Consider the following 19,315-nt stretch of genomic DNA (forward strand, 5'->3'; position numbering starts at 1 on the left):
AAGAGAAGGTAAACTATCTTAAAAGTTTACCTTCTCCTCTAACAACAAAGAAATTTCTTGCATGATTTTATCACTGAGTTTTTCCATCGTTTCTTTATCAGCTTTTCCCTGATTTACAATAATAGGATTGCCAAATTTAACAATGAAGCGAGGAAATAGCTGCCCTTCTTTCCATACTTGATTTGTACCAATAACCGCAGTGGGTATAATTGGCACACCAGCTTTCAAGGCGATCATTGCAAGACCAGTTTCAGGTTTACCCAATTTACCAGTTAGACTACGCGTTCCTTCTGGGAAAAGACCAAGCAACTCCCCATTTTCTAATAAATTGATAGCATGCCTAATAGCAGTACGATCAGCTGTAGCGCGTCGTACGGGAAAGGCGTTTAAATTCTTTAAAATCCATCTAATAAATGGTACTGCAAATAACTCTTCTTTAGCCATAAAATGAATTGATCTTGTAAAAGCAGTTCCTACAACGGGTGGATCAAAGAGACTCACATGATTAGAGGCTATAATAGCCCCTCCTGCCACTGGAATATTATTAGCTCCGATGATTCTGCAGCGAAAAAAGATTTTAAAGAAATAATGCAAAAAAACTCTAATCACACTATACAAGACTTTTTCTCTCCTCACAAAGTTTTGTGATTGCCTCCACTGCTTCTTGTATGGAAAGAGTGGTAGTATCAATTAACACAGCATCTGACGCTTGTATTAAGGGAGCGAATTCACGTTCAGAATCATTTTTATCGCGAGCCATAATTTCTTGTTCAAGTTCTTCTAGATTTACCTTAAAGCCCTTTTCCGTTAACTCTCGCCAACGACGCTCTGCCCGCTCTTTAATCGATGCCGTTAGAAATATCTTTACATCTGCATTAGGTAATACATGAGTGCCAATATCACGACCATCCATAACAACTCCCCCACAGCCTGCCATCTTACGTTGTAATTTGAGCATAGCATCGCGCACGGATTTAATTTGAGCAATTTCTGATACGATACGAGAAACTTCAGGTGTACGAATTTCAGCAGTGACATCACGACCGTCAACAAATACTGTGGTTTTACCATCACCATAATGTAATCCAATATTAATATCCTGAGCGATGTTTCCAATGGCTACTTCATCATTTAAAACATCACTTTTTATTGTTTTCCAGGCAATTCCACGATACATAGCTCCAGTATCAATATAATTATAATGAAGACGGTGAGCTAGAATTTGGGCTACAGTACTCTTTCCTGCTCCAGCAGGACCATCTATAGCAATAATTAACTTTTTCATAACTGCCCCCATATACAAAATCCAAATATTATTTTCTAATATTTTCTAAAGTTGCAAAAAAATTAGGATAAGAAATATTAGCACAAGTATGCTTATGAATGTTTACTCCCAAAGAAGCAGCACCTGCGATAGCGAGTGCCATTGCTATTCGGTGATCATGATAAGATTCACAATTAGCAAATTGCATCTTCTGAGGGCCATCAATAATTAAACCATCATCTGTTTCCGTCATAATGGCCCCCATTTTTCCTAATTCGCTGGCGACTGCCTTTAGTCGATCTGTTTCTTTTACTCTTAATTCTTCTGCACCACGAATAATCGTTCTTCCATCTGCAAATAATGCTGCAACAGACAAGATTGGTATTTCATCAATCAATCTTGGAATAATCGCGCCATCAATTGTGGTACCTTTTAGTTTGGCAGATTTTACAACAAGATCAGCTACAAGTTCTGCACCACTAAAGCGTTGATTTTCAATTGAAATATTTGCGCCCATTTCTTTAAGAACATCCAGGATTCCTGTACGTGTCGGGTTTATGCCGACATTTATAAGAGTTAAATGACTATCAGGAATGATGGTTGCCCCTACTAACCAAAAGGCTGCTGAACTTATATCTCCAGGTACATTTATTTCACCTGGCGCATGTAACTGAGATGCAGGGTTAATGTTAACACTCGTGCCCTGTCTTGCTACTTTTACACCAAAAGTCTCCAACATCAACTCAGTATGATCACGAGATACATAGGGTTCGGTAATGGTGCTAGGGCTGCTTGCAAATAAGGTTGCCAGCAAGATCGCCGATTTTACCTGTGCACTAGCCATTGGCATAGTATATTCTATACCAATAATTTTCTCTTTTTTACTTTTAATAATTGAAATGGGTACGTATCTTGTATCTTGGCGTCCGGTGATTTCGCCACCCATCATTCTCAAAGGAGTTACAACCCTAGCCATAGGTCTGCTGCGTAAAGAGGCGTCACCAGTCAACACGCTAAAGAAAGGCTGTCCAATTAAAATACCTGATAATAAGCGTAATGTGGTTCCAGAATTTCCAGCATCAAGAATATCTTCGGGCTCTTTCAGACCGTATAGTCCTTGACCCAATACGTGCAAATTATTCTCTTCGTCTTTTTCGATTTTAGCACCTAATTTTTGCATACAACTAACTGTTGATAAACAATCTTCTGCATATAAAAAGTTTTTTATAACTACAGGTGTAGACGCAAGTGCTGCAAACATAACACTTCGATGAGAAATGGATTTATCTCCTGGAATATTTATACTACCAGATAAACCGCCTTTGGGACTTATCGTTATATTTTCTAACATATAAATTCTCCTCCATATTTTAGGTAACAAAATAATAAAATAGAGTTTCGATTAGTTAAGAAAAACATATTTATTTATAATTCACCGAAAAAAGCCATTATCCTTTTTACTATTCATTCTTAAATTTTATTTTGCCAATAGTCAAAATGCCCTTACTTCCTTCCACTATTAAACCATCTACGGGAGAAAGTAAATCTTTTTCCGGAATTTTAATAATAAATTGGACTGGTTGTTCTAATTCAGTAGTATCAATCTCAAGATAATCCCCATCATATACGGTAACTTTACTATTTCCTTTAATAAAATCACTAGTCCTTTTTCCATTTACAACCACATAAACCTTTGCATTTTCAGATGGTTTTACCATATGGAGAAGAATAACCTTACTTTTTCGTAACATACTTTGATAATTTTTTATGGCGGTAGCTTCTTCTTTAATTTGCAAGGGGGTATCTGCGTATAAAGGCATAGCAGTATTAAGTTGTTCACCTTCCATTTTGTCAACTTTTGATAAGTAAGATCGTGTTTCTTCTTTAAATAACAAGAGTTGGGATACAACTAATATCATCATACAAATAACTATGATGCGTAATAAAATGGCTTCGCTACGTATCATCCAGCTGTCTTTTGATTTATTCACGAAAGATGCCACCTGCTTTTTGTCATTTAGCCTATATTATGCGCTATTTTATATCGTACATACCTTGCCCAACTCATATTTCAGAATATAATTATCTCAGGCTTCCCCACTTATGTAATCATATTTGGCTGCATTGTAACCTGCTACATAGCCAGTAGAAAAAGCAGCTTGTAAATTAAAACCACCAGTATAGCCATCAATATCAATTACTTCACCAGCAAAAAATAATCCTTTTACAATTTTTGATTCCATTGTTTTAGGATTTATCTCCTTTACATAGACTCCGCCTGCTGTAACAATTGCCTCACTAACTGGTCGTGTCGCTGTTATCGTAAAAGTTAATTTAGTAATCTGTTCCTGCAAACGTACACGCTCACTTTTAGTAATTTGATGTACAAATTTATCAGGATCAAGATGAGCCAAATCGATGACAACATTAATTAATTTGGCCGGCAATAACTCACTAAGAGAATTTTTTAATTGCTTACGAGTAAATTTTTCAAAATCTCGTTGGATGCGCTTGTCAAGTATTTCTGCTGATAAAGCTGGCTTTAAGTTAATTTCCATCAGTATTTCTTCATTAGGATGATGATTCAATAGTTCAGCTACTTTTTTGCTTAATGACAAAATAATAGGACCGGATAAACCATAATGAGTAAATAACATCTCACCAAAATCATCTGCTACTTTTTTCCCTGCAAAGATGACACTAGCTGAGACATTTTTTAAGGAAAGCCCTTGTAATTCACGAATCCAATCTTCACCTACTTCTAGTGGCACTAATGATGGTTTTAATGGAATAATCGTATGCCCAACGGCTTCACTCATACGATACCCATCACCAGAAGAACCGGTTCCCGGATAAGAAGAACCACCTGTGGTCATGATTACGGCTTCAGCATCATACTTTACATTATTGTTAGCAAGCACTCCTGTTACCTTACCATTATGTGTAAGGATTCTTTTTACCTGCTGCCCCGTTACTACTTCAATATTTAGATCTTTAAAGGCCTTTAAAAAGGCACTAACGACATCCTTGGCCTGATCACTAACCGGGAAAACCCGCCCACCTCTTTCGATTTTAGTCATAACACCATAATGATGTAAAAAGTCTATAATATCCTGGTTACCAAACTTATGTAAAGAACTATAAATAAATGCTCCATTTCCTGGAATGTTTTTAATAATGATCTCTTTTTCAGCAATGTTAGTAATATTACATCTACCTTTACCGGTAATCGATAATTTTCTTCCTAAAGAAGCCATTTTTTCCAAAACAATGACTTTACCACCATTTTGACTAGCACTAACTGCAGCCATCATACCGGCAGCACCACCGCCAACTACAATAATGTTCCTCATCTTATCACCTTTTTCATTTTTTAGTAAAACAAAAAACCCTTATTATATTACACAATAAGGGCTCGCACACTCATTTATTAATGTTCTGTAATGCTTCCACTTCTTGAGGCAATAAATGCCTATACCCTCCTCGGCGTAACCCTTCCAGTGTTAAAAAAGCAAATTTAACCCGCTTGAGTTGTTTTACATCAGAACCAATAGCTTCAAACATACGGCGAATTTGACGATTCTTTCCCTCATGAATGGTAATTCTAAAACTGGTTAGATTTCTCTCACGCTCAAATTCCATTTCATCAATTATTGCAGGAGCTGTCACACCATCTTCTAATCGAATACCAATTCGCAGTAAATCGATTTTTTCTTGAGAAGGTCTACCAGCAACTTTAGCAATATATGTTTTATCAATTTTTTTGCTGGGATGAATTAGAGCATTGGTAAGTGCACCATCATTAGTTAGTAGCAGTAAACCTTCCGTGTTATAATCAAGTCTACCTACAGGGTAAATACGCTGTGGGATATCAGTGACCAATGATGCCACTGTTTTACGATCTTGAGGATCTTTTAATGTGGTTAAGATTCCCTTTGGTTTATATAGTAAAATATATACCAGTTTTTCTCCTGAAATAAGTTTACCATCCACGGCAACCCGATCTTTACCGGGAATGACTTTAGTACCTAACTCGGTAACTACTTTACCATTTACGGATACCCGACCTTGCTGTATAATTTTCTCCGATTCCCTTCTGGAAGCAATTCCAGCTTGACTGATAATTTTCTGCAAACGTTCTAACATCATAAACTCCTTTTAATAATTAATCCTCAATAAATTTAGAAAAATCAATTTGTTGCTTACACAGTCTAATTTCTGTATTGCCCTGCACCTTTTTGATGCAGCTACCACAAATACCTTCGCCACAGCACATAGTCGCATTATTGGTAGCCACCATAGGTATATTAACACCTGCCGCTTGCATGGTTCTAATAATTGCGTAATGCTGATTATCAGGGCCAGCACTTACGACTAAATCAGGTTTTTGATATAACCCCTCTTTCAACATAGAGATGCCATTTTTACGTAAGGAAGGCACGATATGTACTGTCACACCTAATTCAGTTAGTTGTTCTTTTATAAAAATCTTTCCTACTTTTCCAGGAGCCAAAACCGCTGTAATTTGATTATTATTTTTTTTCAAATTAACTGCGAGGGGCAGCGCAGGAGCTTGCCCAATACCACCAGCTACTAATATTATCTTACCATAAGTAAGATTGTCAATCCAGGGTTGACCTAAAACTCCATTCCAATAAGGTCCACGCACCACTAGTTTATCATTATTTTCTGCTATGATTCTAATTGACTTCGGTCCAATCGATTCAATGACTACATCTAATTTGTTTCCTTGTACACTCATAATATTAACAGGAAAGTAAAAAAAGGCGGGATCATTAGGTCTTTTTAAAAATACAAAAGAACCAATTTTCATTAAAGGTTCTGCAAATGTATTACTCACTTGCATTTCCAGTCTATATGTATTATCGCTAATCTGTTCTTTTACGGTAAAGGAAACCTCTTCCTCCATCCTTGTTGCAATACTTTCATCACATTGCTGTATTTTTTTATACTGCCAATGTTTTTCATATAATATACATACACCCGCCCAATTACAATTACAAGTTCCCTCTCCTTTTAAATGACTGCAAAAAGTACATTGATTTGTTTCCGCTAACAAACAAGGGCAATATTTTGAATTAATATCAATACATTGGGAGATATTTCTATCCATATTTATACCTCCTTATACTAGGCAAGCGCTATAAATGTCTTTAAATCCAGCTTGAGCTACTCTATCGTGTATTTCAGTTCGATTAATGGAATATAAAGATAACGCCTTCATTCTCTCAAAATACACAGAGCCAGAGAAGGTATACCGTATACTTAGGCCTGCTTCTGATTTCATCTGCTCATGTACAAATGCAATAAAATCACCAGAAGCTATTGAGGTTGGCAATTCTAAATATTTCATATCCAAGCAGTGGCGAACCGCATTATTTCCTGCAAGCAAACCCGTTACTACTGCTTCTGTATGCCCTACAAGAATTGCTGATTTTTCACCACAGCAAAATAGATTGTCCAACCCCTCAACCTTCAATGAATTTGTACATGGAGCAATTCCTAAATATCGTATAGAATTCCCCATACTACCAGCATAAGGATCTTCATAGCGCGCTTTTTCTAAGCCTGGAATACTTCTTAAATCTTCCAAGGGAAAATATGGCGTCATTAATTTGGCATGCCCAGTATCTAGCAATACTAAATTAACCGCATATTCATTCAAAGCATATTGAGTACAAGCCTTTTTACCTAAGGAACCACTTTTCTGTAATCTTTCTGGCAATGGTAATACTACGACACCATCCCGATCTAAAGAATCTTTAATTTCAATACTAAGAGATTCTTTACATAATTTACATGACCCACTCATTGCACCAAAGGTTCCATCTGATTTTCTTCCCATTAGTTCTTTTATCTCTGCCTTAGCCGTAACACTAACGCGAGGACCAAATGATGGACAACGCATTACGCACATAGCACACCCATTCCCATAGGTAAGGCAATTTCCCATAGATCCCGCAGTACCAGTTGCATCTACAAATACATCACCCTTTATTTCAATCCCACCATCTATAATCAATGTATGTATTCTTTTTCCATGTTTTAGCACATCGACTACCCTTGTATTTGTTTTAATCTCAATTCCATAATTTTGTAGAATCTTTTTTACTAAAGGTTCCATCGTTGTTACATCATAAGTGGAAGCATGATTATGGCCAGGAAATGAAATACCTTTATGTCTTGCATTTGCATCCATTGCAACAAAGATATCCCCGCCCCCCATTGCAATAGCTTCTTCTGCTGCAGTATGCCTTCCATTATTACGAAATATACCCCCTACTAAGCCAGTGCCCAGTAGTGAATCAGTACGCTCTAATAACAGTACTTGTGCCCCAGCTTTAGATGCTGATAATGCTGCGGCACAACCTGCCCATCCCCCTCCAACCACGACCACTTTTAGCATAAACATCCCTCCATATCATTCTGCTATCACACTACAGTCTATTCTCAGCCTTACTAAGTGCCACTCGATAGGTAAATAAAAAATAGGTGATTTAAAATCACCTATCTAATGTCATTATCATTGTTAGTAAGATATATTTTCTTATAAATAAAATAATCAATTAAATAATTTTGTACAAATGTAGATAGAACCTACAAAACCAATTAAATCTCCTAATAAACCTACAAATACAGAATAGCGTGGTTTCGTTATACCAATAGCCCCAAAATATACTGTTAAAATATAAAAAGTTGTATCTGTACTGCCTAAAACAGTCGAAGCAATACGTCCAAGCATAGAATCAGGTCCATGAGTGTTTAATATTTCAGTGGTTATCCCTAAAGCTCCTGTACCTGATAAAGGACGCATAATCGCTAAAGGCACCAATTCTGCCGGTACTCCGTAAAACTCTAATATCGGCTTTAGACCATCAACCCATACATCCATCGCCCCTGATAACCGAAAGATGTTTATAGCTACCATCATTGCAACCAAAAACGGCATAATACGAATGGCAGTATGAAATCCTTCTGATGCTCCTTCGACAAAAGCTTCATATACTTTAACACGGCGAAAGTAGCCAACGATAGGAACCAGAAGTAAAATAATAGGTATTACCCAAAGAGATAATTGCTCGGTAAGCAGGCTAAACATATTGTTTACCTCCTCACACGAATCTGATAATACATTCGGCAAAGACGATCTGCTATAATTACACTCATTGTGGCTCCCAAACTTACAATTAAGGTGGCACCAACAATTTCTGTAGGATTGATTGATCCAGCTGCGGATCGAATTGCAATAATAGTTGCAGGCACTAACGTGAATCCGGCTGTACATAATGCTAATAGCGTACACATTGCATCAGAAGCTTTTTCTTTTTCTTTATTAATGCTCTGCAGTTCCTGCATCGCTTTTATACCAAGAGGAGTTACTGCATTTCCCAAACCTAGCATATTTGCACTAAGAACCATGATGATTGCTCCCATAGCAGGATGATTTTTAGGTACACTAGGAAATAAGAAACAAATTAGTGGACTTAATATTCTTGAAAAAAATCGTATGATACCTGCTAATTCAGCAATTTTCATAATCCCCAACCACAGGCACATAACTCCAATCAACTTAAACGATAAACCTACAGCTCCTTCAGCAGCGCTAATCGCTCCTTGGGTTACCACTTCTATTCTTCCCTGCCAACCGGCATAAAGTATACCCGTTACCATTAAAAATAACCAGATTAAATTAATCATATACACACCCCCTATGAGGGTATGTTATATGTCTTATCACTAGAACAAATCATGCCGAGTTTTAAAAAAGAAAAAGTGAGAACATATTCTCACTTTTAAGCAAAATTTTTAAGGAAAAGCGTTACAATATTCCAAGCGGAAGCAACTAATGTACTAAAAAAAGATTTTCGTTCAACACTCTCGTCTGCTACTAAGTCAACCGCAGCAACTTCAGTATTATTATAGAAAACTCTTGCCACACCCAGCTTCTGTCCTTTTGTTATCGGTGCTTCTAAGATCATTGGAGCATCAATGACTGTACTAAATTCATCTTTATCTGTTTCTGAAACTGGAAGGATAATGCTTGTATTTGCAACTAATTTTAGAAGCTCAGATTTACCATTTGCTACCCTCGTGGTTTTTAATATATCACCTTGATTAAATACGGTTTCTGGCTTTAACTGACTAAATGCAAAATCTAATAGCGTCTTAGAATCATCCCACATGGTATCACTATCTAAAACCACCGCAATAAGTTGTATATTATCGCGCTTTGCACCTGAAACTAAGCAACGACCAGCAGCATCCGTATAACCTGTTTTTACACCATTGCCTCCTTCATAAAACCAAAGCATTTTATTTTCGTTATACAAATCACGAATATCTCCTTTAACAGTGGGAGGAAGGATTTTATGTTCTGTGCTCACAATTTGAGTAAACAATGGATTTTTATAACCATATGCCGCAATTTTAGCTAGATCATGAGCAGTGGTGTAATGGTTAGGATCCGGTAAACCGCTAGAGTTAGTAAAATTAGTATCCCTGGCTCCAATAGCATGTGCTTTCTCTGTCATTAATTCAGCAAATTTCTGTACACTTCCTGATATATGCTCAGCGACAGCTACAGTAGCATCATTACCTGAGATAAGCATAATGCCATATAGTAGATCAGTCATCGTCATCTGCTCTCCCTGTGTTAACCACAACGATGAACCTTCTGTGCTCGCTGCATTAGGACTTGCAGTAATTACATCATCAAGATTACCATGCTCAAGAGCTACAATTAAACTCATCATTTTAGTTGTGCTCGCAGGGTAACGCCGCTCTTTAGCTGCTTTACTGTAGATCACTTTTCCTGTAGCTGCATCCATTACAATAGCTGATTTTGCTGTGACATTTGGATAATTGGCCGCTGCAAAAACTGTACTTGTTGTCATAAAAAGCATTAAAACAACTATCGATATACGAATCTTCTTTTTTTTAATCATGACTAATTATCCCTTTCTTAGGTGTGCTGGTTTTAGAATAATACTTTTATATTATAACGATCTTCTGACAACTCGTCAAAATAAAGATACATTATTACAAGTAGTACCGGAAATAATACTACCTAGGGAGCATAGAAAATGTAGCAATATGCTATGATTTCTACTAAGCTGCCTTCCTATTCTATTAAATCTTAGGAGGTGAAATTATATGGAATCATTAGATATAGCAACAACGCTGCGTAATACTTTAACACACAAGCAAGAGCTGGTACGGGACTATCAAAGTTTCGCTAAACAAATTAACAACGCTAACGTTTCTAAAATGTATAGTCATTTTGCTGAGGCAGAAGCATTACAAGCTACTCAAATAAAAGAGCAGCTAGACCAATTACGTTAACCCAGTATTACATTATATGTAAAAAGCCGCACAATTATGTGCGGCTTTTACATACCATGTAACTATAGCACTTTCTTCTTTTAGCAGCATCTTTTGATTCAACATTTTTTTAATAAACCTAACTATTCTGAGTTTCGGCTGTTTTTGCCAGTTCATCCATATCGTCATTTGTATCCTTTTTACTGCCATCTAACATATCTTGAAGCTTACATAGTACTTTAGGTACTAAATCTATTATTCTATCGTAAATTAGATTTCCTTCTACTGGCATAAAGCGAACACCATGTACAGGTGAACACACTAAAAAACCTACTGGTTTGACACTCACACCTGCACCGCTGCCGCCACCAAAAGCATAATTCTTTTGAGTTTGATCCTGACCTATTTCATCAGGTTCACAATTGCCCCCGCCTGCTGCGAAGCCGAAAGATACTCGAGAAATGGGCAGGATCACAGTACCATCAGGAGTTTCAACTGCATCTCCAACAATTGTATTCACATCTACCATATCTTTAATACTTTCCATAGCAGTTTTCATTAAACCTTGAATTGGATGGTCAGACACTTTCTATTTCCCCTTTACTATTTAATGTTATATATACTTCTGAATGCTTTTATAACATTGCCAAGTCTTATACTGAATATACATTGAAAGTCTATCTCAAATTGATTAGATCCAAAAATTGGCTTAACCTCAATATCTAATGTCCCCATTGAAAAAATTCTTCTCTTTAATTGATTCATTAATAATGACTTAAAAGCCCATAATATTCCGACTAGAGCACCTGTCAAAGCAGCATCTTCTGATCCAAATTTTGTTTTCCAAAACATTTTTTCGCAAACTATTAATTTTAATAATTTTTCAATTATTTTACAATACTGTTTGGAATAATGATGAAACTTTTGAATTGTATGTCTTATTTTTCGAGGGTGTTTTTTAACTAACTGATCTGTTTTTTTTATCAGTTTTTCCTCTCGAATGGGATCGGTCTTTTTCCGACTGACTGCAGTCCTTACGGTGGATTCCAACGTAAACTCACCTGATTTTTCTACAATTCTAACCATAGGAACTTGCATCGTATAGGAGATTAGCTTTTTTAATGCATAAACATTAACTGCTACATAATCATTTTCATCATTTCGTTTATATGTTACTTCTATATAAATCTTGCTCAAAGAAATTAGAAAAACGATTATTAAAGTTGCCACGATAAACGTTAATCCAAATTCCATAATACTGCCTCTTTTTATCATTTATTTCTCTTACTATGTTTTATTGTTAGTCCAATGCCCTAAATTTATACAAAAAAAACAGCCCTAAGGCTGCATATTATGGTAGCAGTTCAGCTAAAGGAGGTAAGTCCTGCAGACCGTTCAGACCAAAACATTTCAAGAAATTTTCAGTTGTTCCATATAAAATTGGTCTTCCAATCGTGTCTTTTCGTCCAATTTCCTTGATCATTTGTCGCTCATTTAGTGTAGCAAGAACCCGATCAATTTTCACACCACGAATATTTTCAATTTCAATTTTTGTAATTGGCTGCTTAAAGGCAATAATCGATAATGTTTCCATAGCAGCAGCAGACAATTTATTATCCTGAACTTGTCCTAATTTTTCTAAAGTTGTTGATAATTCAGGTTTAGTACATAACTGATAACCAGCAGCAACTTTTATAATCGTCAGTCCCCGATTCTCTTCAGCCATATCCTGAATCAGTTCCTCTATTAATGATAAAATATGCTCTTCAGGTATCTCTAGGATTTGTGCTATTTTATGTATCGTAATAGGGTCGCCGCTAACAAAAAGTAAAGCTTCTATGTGTTTCTTATACTTTAAATAAAACATTTTGCATTCACTCTTTCAATGTAATATAAATCGTCGAAAACCGTTCTTTCTGGGAAATGAGCACTCTTTGCAATTTTACCAATTCTAATAATGCTAAGAAAGCTGCTATTACTTCAGATTTGGTTCCCTTGCGAATTAACGTCTGATGAAACTCAATTGTACCTTTATATTTATATAATAGATGAATAATATCATACATCTTATCTTGGATGCTAAATTCTTCACGAGACACTAGTTCATAATCATCAATACTACTTTCCCATACGGCTGCAAAAGCTACTACTAAATCATTAATATTTAACCCCAACGGCAATGGAATCTTTATTGGAAATTCTTCTGGCAAGCGAGTAAAGAAATGTTCTCTTTGCTTTAGCATCTCTTCCATTACCACCGACATATCCTTAAATTTTCGATACTCTAACAGCCTGTCAACCAATTCCTGGCGAGGATCTTCTTCCTCCGTTAATTCTACAATTTGCGAAGGACGCGGCAACAACATACGAGACTTTATCTGCAATAAAGTTGCTGCCATAAGTAAGAACCCACTGGCAATATCAATGTTAAACTCCTCTAATGCTTTAAGATAGGTTATGTATTGTTCTGTTACCACTGCAATCGGTATATCATAAATATCAATTTGATTTTTTTCAATTAGGTGCATTAATAAATCCATAGGGCCTTCAAAAATTTCTAGTTTAATTTTATAATCTGGCATAGCTAAGCAAGATTCATTGCTTGGCGAACTTCGTCCATTGTCTTGGCAGCAACAATTCTTGCTCTTTCACCACCAAACACTAAAATTTCTTTAACCCGCCCTGGATTTTTTTCCAGTTCCTGACGACGCACATGTATGTCAGCTAAGCTATTAACCATTTTCTCTGCTAAACATTTCTTGCAATCGACGCAGCCAATCGTTGCCTGACGACAGGACTGAGCGATTTCAGTAGATTGTTCTGCATTAAAAATTTTATGAAATGTATAGACTGTGCATACATCAGGATTACCTAAATCTGTGCGTTTTACTCGATTTGGATCTGTTATCATTAGACGAATTCTGGCTCGTAATTCATCTGGACTTGCAGCAAAGGGAATTTCATTCCCATAGGATTTACTCATCTTGCGACCATCAATACCAGGTAATATAGCAGATTTACTTAAACTTGGTTTTGGTTCAGGAAATATAGGTTGATATAAATTATTAAACCTTCTTACAATTTCCCGTGATAATTCTAAATGTGGCAGTTGATCTTCCCCTACGGGAATGGTGTCAGCTTTATATAAAATAATATCAGCTGTCATTAACTCCGGGTACCCTAAAAAACCATAGGTATTAATATCCTTGCCTTGAATTCCTAATTGCTGCAATTTATCTTTATAAGTTGGTACGCGCTCTAACCAAGATAATGGAGTCATCATTGACAATAGTAAATGTAACTCTGCATGTTCTTTTACATGAGATTGTACAAAGATAACATTCTTTTCTGGATCTAAACCAGCACTTAACCAATCTAAGGCCATTTCATGAATGCGCTCAGGTATTTTGCTAGTATCTTCATAAGAAGATGTAAGTGCATGCCAATCTACTATACTAAAAAAGCATTCATATTCATGCTGTAATTTTACCCAATTTTCCAAAGCTCCCATATAATTTCCTAAATGAAATTTACCTGATGGCTGCATGCCGCTAAAAATTCGTCCTTTGGTCATTAAAAAAATTCCTCCTGATTAAAAAATTATCTTTACGATTTGATTAATAAAAAAACTAATAGCATTATAAAAAGGTGTTATAAAAACATGAATCACATTAAAAAGTACTAACGCCATCAAAATAAATGGTGCATAGGGTTCAATTTTTTCTAACATATATGCATGACGTGTTGGTAATATATTCATCAAAACCTTTGAACCATCCAAAGGAGGCAATGGAATCATATTAAATACTGCAAAGATTATATTGTAGCTATATGTGAAATTTAATACCATAGCCAGTCCAGTGGATAACAGCTGCATCTTAGCTAAAATAGCATAAAGAATAGCAGCCATCAAGGCCATAATTACATTTGAAACTGGTCCTGCTATAGCAACTAATAGGGTTCCCTTTCGCCAATTTTCAAAATTGTTAGGATTAATTGGTACAGGCTTAGCCCAACCAAACTTAAATAACCATAACATAATTAGCCCAAAAGGATCAAGATGAGAAATTGGATTTAATGTTAATCGTCCCATCATTTTAGGAGTATTATCTCCCATCCAAACCGCCACTCTGGCATGAGCATATTCATGAATGGTTAATGCAATAAGCAATGCCGGAATTCTAAATATCATATTTTCATCAAAACCAAACACTAGTGTTCCTCCTTAAGCTAAATATCATTGACCGAAAAACAGCAAATTGTAACCTCATTATACTAGAAAATTTTAGCTAAAGCAAAATATTAACCAAATGAAGAGGTTTTAACTAGATTAAACTTAAGTTTCTCATGATATTATATTGATATGAAGTGTTGTTTTATTATATTTCTAGAATAAATAATATGCTACTAGCAGATGCTATTATCAAAAGGAGGAGCTACATTGACATATTCAAATTATTCAATTTTAAAGTTAGTTATTGTAATTAGCGTTACCCTATTAGTAAGTGGCTGCAACATGTTTACGCCATTAAAAAAACCTGAAATAGGACCTGCTGGCAGCCCTGTAGAAGCAAAACCAAATCCACCTATCAGTCAACGATTCGAATCGCCACCTAAGGAGCTCTATGATTTGGAAGCTACTGCTGGTGTCATTTTTCAAGGAATCAATAAAAAAGACTGGGTACAAGCAGAACGTGGTATTGCAACATTACAAACACTATGGCCTCAAATTAGAGATTTAGCTGGCAATAAAAAAGGACTGAAAGATGCTGATGAGGCGCTTACAACATTAGAAACAGATATCAATAAACAAAGCAGTCTCGCTTCCTACGAAAGTCTTATTAAATTTATGGCAAGTATTAGCGATGTAGGAAAATCATATAAATTATCTCCTCTATCGGATATTGTTGTAATTGGCAATACCATTCGCAATGTTAGCTTCTATGTGCAAGAAAAAGACTGGGATAAGGCAAAAGCAAAAATGAAAGAGTTGGAAGGAGCTTGGGGACAAGCTAAACCGAGCATGGAAAAAGTCGGTATCCTAAGTGAAATAACAAAAACCCATTCGGCTGTCAAACAATTGAAAGATGCTGTTGAAGCAGAAAATAAAGGCGCAGCTGAAGAGCAAATAGCCAATATTAATGAAAGTATGGGATTCATAAGAGAGTACTATCATGGCAAATAATAAATCCTCGCAATTGCGAGGATTTATTATTTGCCATTCTTATTTTTTTCCTCATCTTCATTGTCTAAACGATCTTTATCTTGCGGTTTTAATGCAGCAGGACGCAATATTTTGCTCGGTAAAGGCAAACGTAATAATACGTCTTTCATGCCTCCAAGATTAAAGGGTAGTAAAGGCCACAAATAAGGAATACCAAAAGATTTTGTAGTAGCCATAACAATGAAAATACCAACTAAGCCAACTAATAAGCCTGGCAATTTAAAAAAGATAACCAATAGTAATAATATCGCTCGGAAGAATCGTATTGCCATAGCAAATTCTATACTTGGTGTAGCAAAAGCACCAACAGCAGCTACTGCAGTGTAAAAGATGATTTCATTACCGAATAACCCCACTTTAGTAGCAAATTCACCTATCATAAAAGCACCTATAAAACCAAGAGCCGTAGACTGAGCAGATGGTACATGTACAGTAGCCATACGCACCAATTCTACCCCTAGTTCTGCTAGAATGAACTGAAATCCAAGAGGAATAATTCCTGGATCTCTGGGACCAAGAAAGGCCAAAGATTCAGGCAGCAAATGACGTTGTAATACCAATGCCAGCCATAGCGGTGGTAACAATAAGGATAAAAAAACTCCTAATAATCGTACCATACGAAGATAAGAACCAACAACAACATGTTGATGAAATTCTTCGACGTGTTGTACATGATGCCAGAATGTGGTAGGCAAAATCATAATATTAGGTGAAGTGTCAATCACTAAGCAGACATGACCTTCTAACAAATGAACAGCTGCTACATCTGGACGTTCAGTATAACGCACCTTAGGTAAAGGATTCCACTTACTTCCACCTACGATAAATTCTTCGATTGCCTTTTCTGCCATGGGTATGCCATCAATATTAATACTATTTAATCGTTCTTTCACGATATCAACTAATTTAGGATCCGTTATGTCTTTAATGTAAGCAACTGCAATATCACCTTGTGAACGAGTTCCTATCTTAACAATTTCAAATCGCAGCTGCGGATCACGAAGACGTCTTCTAATTAAAGCTGTGTTAAAAACTAATGTTTCAACAAAGGAATCTCTCGAACCCCTCGTCACTTTTTCTATTGTAGATTCACTAGGCATTCTCGCTGGATATGATCGAGCATCAATGATGATTATTTCTTCTTCGCCATCTACTAAAAACAATAATTCACCTGATAATAAACTCGTAACTGCATCATTCATATTGCCCATTAATTTTACCTGTGAATGAGTAACCCTAGTATAAAATAGCTTTTGCAGCGTATTAATTGTTAACTCATCAGGATGTAGGGTAAGCATATCTTCAATAACATTAGTAAGGAGTATATCATTCGTCATTGCATTAATGGAAAAAGACGCTGCTCGTTTGCGCCCTATTTTATATTCACGAAAAATAATATCAAAGCTTTCTCCTACGCCTAAAAAATCTTTTAAATAATTAATATTATGATCGATATCTTTCTCAATTTTCTTTTGCTCTTCCATATTCAATACCACTCCGTTTTAAGATCTCTTCAATTGCTTTACGTGTGATGGGCGCGCCCCGCCCAATATCATCTGCTCTGTCCATCTTACCAATATCTCCCACGCCGACAATAAAAGGTATGTCAACATGATTTAGTACATCTACGGTATCGCCAGTAATAATAGATCTTTTTTCATGTGTCTTCTTGCAAACACCATTTTTATCGACCGAATGATTTACGATATCACCACTGCTGGTTATGCACTCATCAGCTGCAATTCCAACTATCCCTGTAGTATTCGATGCAACAGCGACTGCACCCAATACTTCAATATCAGGGTGGGAAGCAACATATTCCATTGCAACTTCTCCGTTACCTTTGTGGCGACTTCCCCGGTCGTCGAACATAACAAGTACGGGATCATGATGAACAGTTTTTAACAATCTTACGATTTCTTTTCCACTAATTGGAGTGGGATTACCGCCTGATGCTGATATACAACGAAGACCTAAGGATATAGCAATATCCTCTACTACATGTTGTGCAACTCTATCGCCATCTGTAACTAAGATTACTCGTATTTTTTCGGACAATATTTTCACCTCATGATTTTTTTTTATTTTCTTTACTTAACAAATGGCTAATATTTATCGCCACTTTTTCACTTTTACTAATGACTTCTTTAAGTTTTTGCAAACTTGTTTCTAGTTCGTTAGCCAACTCGTATTGTGTTTGAGCTAATACCTGACTAACAGTCTGAACAGCCATCGAATCTTGCTGCTGCTGTTTCATATCAGAGTTTTTAGTTTCATTAGTTTGTGATTTTGAAGAATTGCCCTCACTATTGCTCTTATCTTGCAGCATTGCACTTACCAAGGTTTTTAACTCTTGCAATAACTCCTTATCCCCTTGTTCGTTTTCTCCATTTTGTAGCAGTTGTTCAGATAATTTTGCTTGAAGAAGTTTCTTACTTGAAGAGCTATCAGTATTTTTTCCAGCATCAGAAGAAATATTTTTTTTACTATCATCATTTGAACTTTTCATTTCTTCTAAATTACTATTAAGCTTTTCCAATAGAGCAATAATTTCTTTATTATTACCACTATCAACTTTAGTTTGAGCTTGGATAAATCCTTGAGCCATATCTGCAATTACCTTATTTGTATCACCATTATTCTTATAATCGTCATCATCTTTTATTGGTCGTTCTTCATTTGTTCTTCCCAAATGCATAGAACGTCGTGCAGTTCTTCTCTCCATCTTTTGCACCTCACACAAAAATCTTCCATAGACTAATTAAACATGCTAAAACACATAAACGAAAATTAACTACTGCAAAAGGATACTTAAGAGCACTCATCGGATTCAATAAGCGAGATGTAGGTTCAAAAGCAATACCTCCTGCAAGGGAACTTGCAATATAATTAGTTAAAGATCCGCTAAATAGTAATAAAGTTCCTATCAGACTTGTATTATAGTTACTAACGTCAATTGTGCCAAAAGCACCAGCTGCTACAATGGTATCAATTTGTCCATTAAAAAGAACTGCCATAACAATCTCCCCTACTTCATGCAAGCTAATCGCAAGTAAAACATAATGTGGGTAACGTATGCCAATTAGACAAATTGTGGCGACGATACCAATAAAATCGATAATTAGCATCAGCCGCCCTTGCCTTTAGGATTAAATAATACAGACATGAAGAAGCCAAAGACTACAGCAGCCATGATACCCGTTGCTGTTGCTTTTAAAGCACCACTAAAAATTCCTAGAAAGCCAAAGCTATTAATATCTTCAATTGTCCCTGCTACCAAAGCATGACCAAAGCCTAATAAAGGAACTGTTGCGCCAGCACCTGCAATATCTACTAAAGGCTGATATAAACCTATACCGCTTAGTATTCCCCCTAATACCACAAATAAAACTAAAACATGAGCAGGTGTTAAGGGAGTTAAATCCATTAGTAATTGTCCAATCACACATAAACCTCCTCCCACAACAAATACCATTATATACAAA

Annotated in this window: 24 protein-coding genes; 2 read left to right on the plus strand and 22 right to left on the minus strand. The window is 36.1% G+C overall.

The features are described 5' to 3' along the window. Window positions 1-18: 18 nt before the first annotated feature. From FR7_RS12175 to FR7_RS12225, 11 genes are all read right to left on the minus strand, one after another. Window positions 19-609 carry a lysophospholipid acyltransferase family protein gene (locus FR7_RS12175; protein ID WP_237714845.1) on the minus strand — a complete coding sequence of 197 codons (591 nt, stop codon included), beginning with the start codon at window positions 607-609 and terminating at the stop codon, window positions 19-21. Window position 610: 1 nt separating this feature from the next. Next, window positions 611-1,285: a (d)CMP kinase gene (gene cmk / locus FR7_RS12180; RefSeq protein ID WP_007934137.1), complete on the minus strand. Its 675-nt coding sequence runs from the start codon at window positions 1,283-1,285 to the stop codon at window positions 611-613. Between the two features lie 28 nt (window positions 1,286-1,313). Next, entirely contained in the window at window positions 1,314-2,615 is a 1,302-nt protein-coding gene (aroA, locus tag FR7_RS12185) for a 3-phosphoshikimate 1-carboxyvinyltransferase (protein ID WP_007934136.1), read from the minus strand. A 109-nt stretch (window positions 2,616-2,724) separates the two neighbouring features. Further along, window positions 2,725-3,255, minus strand: coding sequence for a DUF5359 family protein (locus FR7_RS12190; RefSeq protein ID WP_007934135.1), 531 nt, complete (start codon window positions 3,253-3,255; stop codon window positions 2,725-2,727). Window positions 3,256-3,351: 96 nt separating this feature from the next. Further along, entirely contained in the window at window positions 3,352-4,617 is a 1,266-nt protein-coding gene (locus tag FR7_RS12195) for a BaiN/RdsA family NAD(P)/FAD-dependent oxidoreductase (protein WP_007934134.1), read from the minus strand. Between the two features lie 70 nt (window positions 4,618-4,687). Further along, a complete protein-coding gene (locus FR7_RS12200; RefSeq protein ID WP_007934133.1) occupies window positions 4,688-5,410 on the minus strand; it encodes a pseudouridine synthase in 723 nt (240 codons plus the stop codon). Window positions 5,411-5,429: 19 nt separating this feature from the next. Next, complete coding sequence (locus FR7_RS12205) at window positions 5,430-6,398, minus strand: hypothetical protein (protein ID WP_007934131.1); 969 nt, start codon at window positions 6,396-6,398, stop codon at window positions 5,430-5,432. A 12-nt stretch (window positions 6,399-6,410) separates the two neighbouring features. Next, window positions 6,411-7,691 carry an FAD-dependent oxidoreductase gene (locus tag FR7_RS12210; protein ID WP_007934130.1) on the minus strand — a complete coding sequence of 427 codons (1,281 nt, stop codon included), beginning with the start codon at window positions 7,689-7,691 and terminating at the stop codon, window positions 6,411-6,413. A gap of 156 nt (window positions 7,692-7,847) precedes the next feature. Beyond that, window positions 7,848-8,384: a spore maturation protein gene (locus FR7_RS12215; RefSeq protein ID WP_007934128.1), complete on the minus strand. Its 537-nt coding sequence runs from the start codon at window positions 8,382-8,384 to the stop codon at window positions 7,848-7,850. A 5-nt stretch (window positions 8,385-8,389) separates the two neighbouring features. Continuing rightward, window positions 8,390-8,983, minus strand: a complete 594-nt coding sequence (locus tag FR7_RS12220) for a nucleoside recognition domain-containing protein (RefSeq protein ID WP_007934126.1) — start codon at window positions 8,981-8,983, stop codon at window positions 8,390-8,392. Between the two features lie 95 nt (window positions 8,984-9,078). After that, complete coding sequence (locus FR7_RS12225; RefSeq protein WP_007934125.1) at window positions 9,079-10,230, minus strand: D-alanyl-D-alanine carboxypeptidase family protein; 1,152 nt, start codon at window positions 10,228-10,230, stop codon at window positions 9,079-9,081. Between the two features lie 208 nt (window positions 10,231-10,438). Between FR7_RS12225 and FR7_RS12230 the strand changes: the two genes are divergently transcribed. Next, window positions 10,439-10,627 carry a hypothetical protein gene (locus FR7_RS12230; RefSeq protein ID WP_007934121.1) on the plus strand — a complete coding sequence of 63 codons (189 nt, stop codon included), beginning with the start codon at window positions 10,439-10,441 and terminating at the stop codon, window positions 10,625-10,627. Between the two features lie 118 nt (window positions 10,628-10,745). Here FR7_RS12230 and ytfJ read toward each other — a convergent pair whose 3' ends face one another. The 6 genes from ytfJ to FR7_RS12260 form a co-directional block, all read right to left on the minus strand. Further along, complete coding sequence (gene ytfJ, locus FR7_RS12235; protein WP_007934120.1) at window positions 10,746-11,192, minus strand: GerW family sporulation protein; 447 nt, start codon at window positions 11,190-11,192, stop codon at window positions 10,746-10,748. 17 nt (window positions 11,193-11,209) lie between these two features. Continuing rightward, window positions 11,210-11,860, minus strand: coding sequence for a DUF2953 domain-containing protein (locus FR7_RS12240; RefSeq protein WP_007934118.1), 651 nt, complete (start codon window positions 11,858-11,860; stop codon window positions 11,210-11,212). Between the two features lie 97 nt (window positions 11,861-11,957). Further along, window positions 11,958-12,473: an SMC-Scp complex subunit ScpB gene (gene scpB, locus FR7_RS12245; protein WP_007934116.1), complete on the minus strand. Its 516-nt coding sequence runs from the start codon at window positions 12,471-12,473 to the stop codon at window positions 11,958-11,960. A 7-nt stretch (window positions 12,474-12,480) separates the two neighbouring features. Beyond that, complete coding sequence (locus tag FR7_RS12250; protein ID WP_007934113.1) at window positions 12,481-13,188, minus strand: segregation and condensation protein A; 708 nt, start codon at window positions 13,186-13,188, stop codon at window positions 12,481-12,483. A gap of 2 nt (window positions 13,189-13,190) precedes the next feature. Next, window positions 13,191-14,180 carry a tryptophan--tRNA ligase gene (trpS, locus tag FR7_RS12255; RefSeq protein ID WP_007934111.1) on the minus strand — a complete coding sequence of 330 codons (990 nt, stop codon included), beginning with the start codon at window positions 14,178-14,180 and terminating at the stop codon, window positions 13,191-13,193. Window positions 14,181-14,198: 18 nt separating this feature from the next. Further along, window positions 14,199-14,819 carry a site-2 protease family protein gene (locus tag FR7_RS12260; protein WP_007934110.1) on the minus strand — a complete coding sequence of 207 codons (621 nt, stop codon included), beginning with the start codon at window positions 14,817-14,819 and terminating at the stop codon, window positions 14,199-14,201. 228 nt (window positions 14,820-15,047) lie between these two features. Between FR7_RS12260 and FR7_RS12265 the strand changes: the two genes are divergently transcribed. Then, the gene (locus FR7_RS12265; RefSeq protein ID WP_007934108.1) at window positions 15,048-15,791 is read left to right on the plus strand and encodes a DUF4363 family protein; all 744 of its coding nucleotides are present in this window, start codon (window positions 15,048-15,050) and stop codon (window positions 15,789-15,791) included. Window positions 15,792-15,817: 26 nt separating this feature from the next. On the opposite strand, the gene FR7_RS12270 is transcribed toward FR7_RS12265, so the two are convergent. From FR7_RS12270 to spoVAE, 5 genes are read right to left on the minus strand one after another with little or no spacing between them, the layout of a single operon-like run. Then, window positions 15,818-17,314, minus strand: a complete 1,497-nt coding sequence (locus tag FR7_RS12270) for a spore germination protein (RefSeq protein WP_007934106.1) — start codon at window positions 17,312-17,314, stop codon at window positions 15,818-15,820. Next, window positions 17,292-17,888 carry a stage V sporulation protein SpoVABEA gene (gene spoVAEA, locus FR7_RS12275; protein WP_007934104.1) on the minus strand — a complete coding sequence of 199 codons (597 nt, stop codon included), beginning with the start codon at window positions 17,886-17,888 and terminating at the stop codon, window positions 17,292-17,294. The genes FR7_RS12270 and spoVAEA overlap by 23 nt, the downstream gene beginning before the upstream one ends. Window positions 17,889-17,898: 10 nt before the next feature. Further along, window positions 17,899-18,555, minus strand: coding sequence for a hypothetical protein (locus tag FR7_RS12280; RefSeq protein WP_007934102.1), 657 nt, complete (start codon window positions 18,553-18,555; stop codon window positions 17,899-17,901). A 10-nt stretch (window positions 18,556-18,565) separates the two neighbouring features. Further along, window positions 18,566-18,958 carry a hypothetical protein gene (locus tag FR7_RS12285; RefSeq protein ID WP_007934099.1) on the minus strand — a complete coding sequence of 131 codons (393 nt, stop codon included), beginning with the start codon at window positions 18,956-18,958 and terminating at the stop codon, window positions 18,566-18,568. Further along, a complete protein-coding gene (gene spoVAE / locus FR7_RS12290; RefSeq protein ID WP_017531221.1) occupies window positions 18,958-19,305 on the minus strand; it encodes a stage V sporulation protein AE in 348 nt (115 codons plus the stop codon). The genes FR7_RS12285 and spoVAE overlap by 1 nt, the downstream gene beginning before the upstream one ends. Between the last annotated feature and the right edge of the window lie 10 nt (window positions 19,306-19,315).

The sequence above is a fragment of the Pelosinus fermentans DSM 17108 genome (assembly GCF_000271485.2).
GTDB lineage: Bacteria > Bacillota > Negativicutes > DSM-13327 > DSM-13327 > Pelosinus > Pelosinus fermentans.

What these genes read in the sequence shown, in the direction of transcription:
- FR7_RS12225 (WP_007934125.1), bottom strand. Translation starts at nt 10,230, where the DNA reads ATGATTAAAAAAAAGAAGATTCGTATATCGATAGTTGTTTTAATGCTT.
- FR7_RS12200 (WP_007934133.1), bottom strand. Translation starts at nt 5,410, where the DNA reads ATGTTAGAACGTTTGCAGAAAATTATCAGTCAAGCTGGAATTGCTTCC.
- FR7_RS12280 (WP_007934102.1), bottom strand. Translation starts at nt 18,555, where the DNA reads ATGGAGAGAAGAACTGCACGACGTTCTATGCATTTGGGAAGAACAAAT.
- cmk (WP_007934137.1), bottom strand. Translation starts at nt 1,285, where the DNA reads ATGAAAAAGTTAATTATTGCTATAGATGGTCCTGCTGGAGCAGGAAAG.
- aroA (WP_007934136.1), bottom strand. Translation starts at nt 2,615, where the DNA reads ATGTTAGAAAATATAACGATAAGTCCCAAAGGCGGTTTATCTGGTAGT.
- trpS (WP_007934111.1), bottom strand. Translation starts at nt 14,180, where the DNA reads ATGACCAAAGGACGAATTTTTAGCGGCATGCAGCCATCAGGTAAATTT.
- FR7_RS12210 (WP_007934130.1), bottom strand. Translation starts at nt 7,691, where the DNA reads ATGCTAAAAGTGGTCGTGGTTGGAGGGGGATGGGCAGGTTGTGCCGCA.
- scpB (WP_007934116.1), bottom strand. Translation starts at nt 12,473, where the DNA reads ATGTTTTATTTAAAGTATAAGAAACACATAGAAGCTTTACTTTTTGTT.
- FR7_RS12195 (WP_007934134.1), bottom strand. Translation starts at nt 4,617, where the DNA reads ATGAGGAACATTATTGTAGTTGGCGGTGGTGCTGCCGGTATGATGGCT.
- FR7_RS12220 (WP_007934126.1), bottom strand. Translation starts at nt 8,983, where the DNA reads ATGATTAATTTAATCTGGTTATTTTTAATGGTAACGGGTATACTTTAT.
- FR7_RS12250 (WP_007934113.1), bottom strand. Translation starts at nt 13,188, where the DNA reads ATGCCAGATTATAAAATTAAACTAGAAATTTTTGAAGGCCCTATGGAT.
- FR7_RS12215 (WP_007934128.1), bottom strand. Translation starts at nt 8,384, where the DNA reads ATGTTTAGCCTGCTTACCGAGCAATTATCTCTTTGGGTAATACCTATT.
- FR7_RS12270 (WP_007934106.1), bottom strand. Translation starts at nt 17,314, where the DNA reads ATGGAAGAGCAAAAGAAAATTGAGAAAGATATCGATCATAATATTAAT.
- FR7_RS12285 (WP_007934099.1), bottom strand. Translation starts at nt 18,958, where the DNA reads ATGCTAATTATCGATTTTATTGGTATCGTCGCCACAATTTGTCTAATT.
- FR7_RS12205 (WP_007934131.1), bottom strand. Translation starts at nt 6,398, where the DNA reads ATGGATAGAAATATCTCCCAATGTATTGATATTAATTCAAAATATTGC.
- spoVAE (WP_017531221.1), bottom strand. Translation starts at nt 19,305, where the DNA reads ATGGTATTTGTTGTGGGAGGAGGTTTATGTGTGATTGGACAATTACTA.
- FR7_RS12230 (WP_007934121.1), top strand. Translation starts at nt 10,439, where the DNA reads ATGGAATCATTAGATATAGCAACAACGCTGCGTAATACTTTAACACAC.
- FR7_RS12240 (WP_007934118.1), bottom strand. Translation starts at nt 11,860, where the DNA reads ATGGAATTTGGATTAACGTTTATCGTGGCAACTTTAATAATCGTTTTT.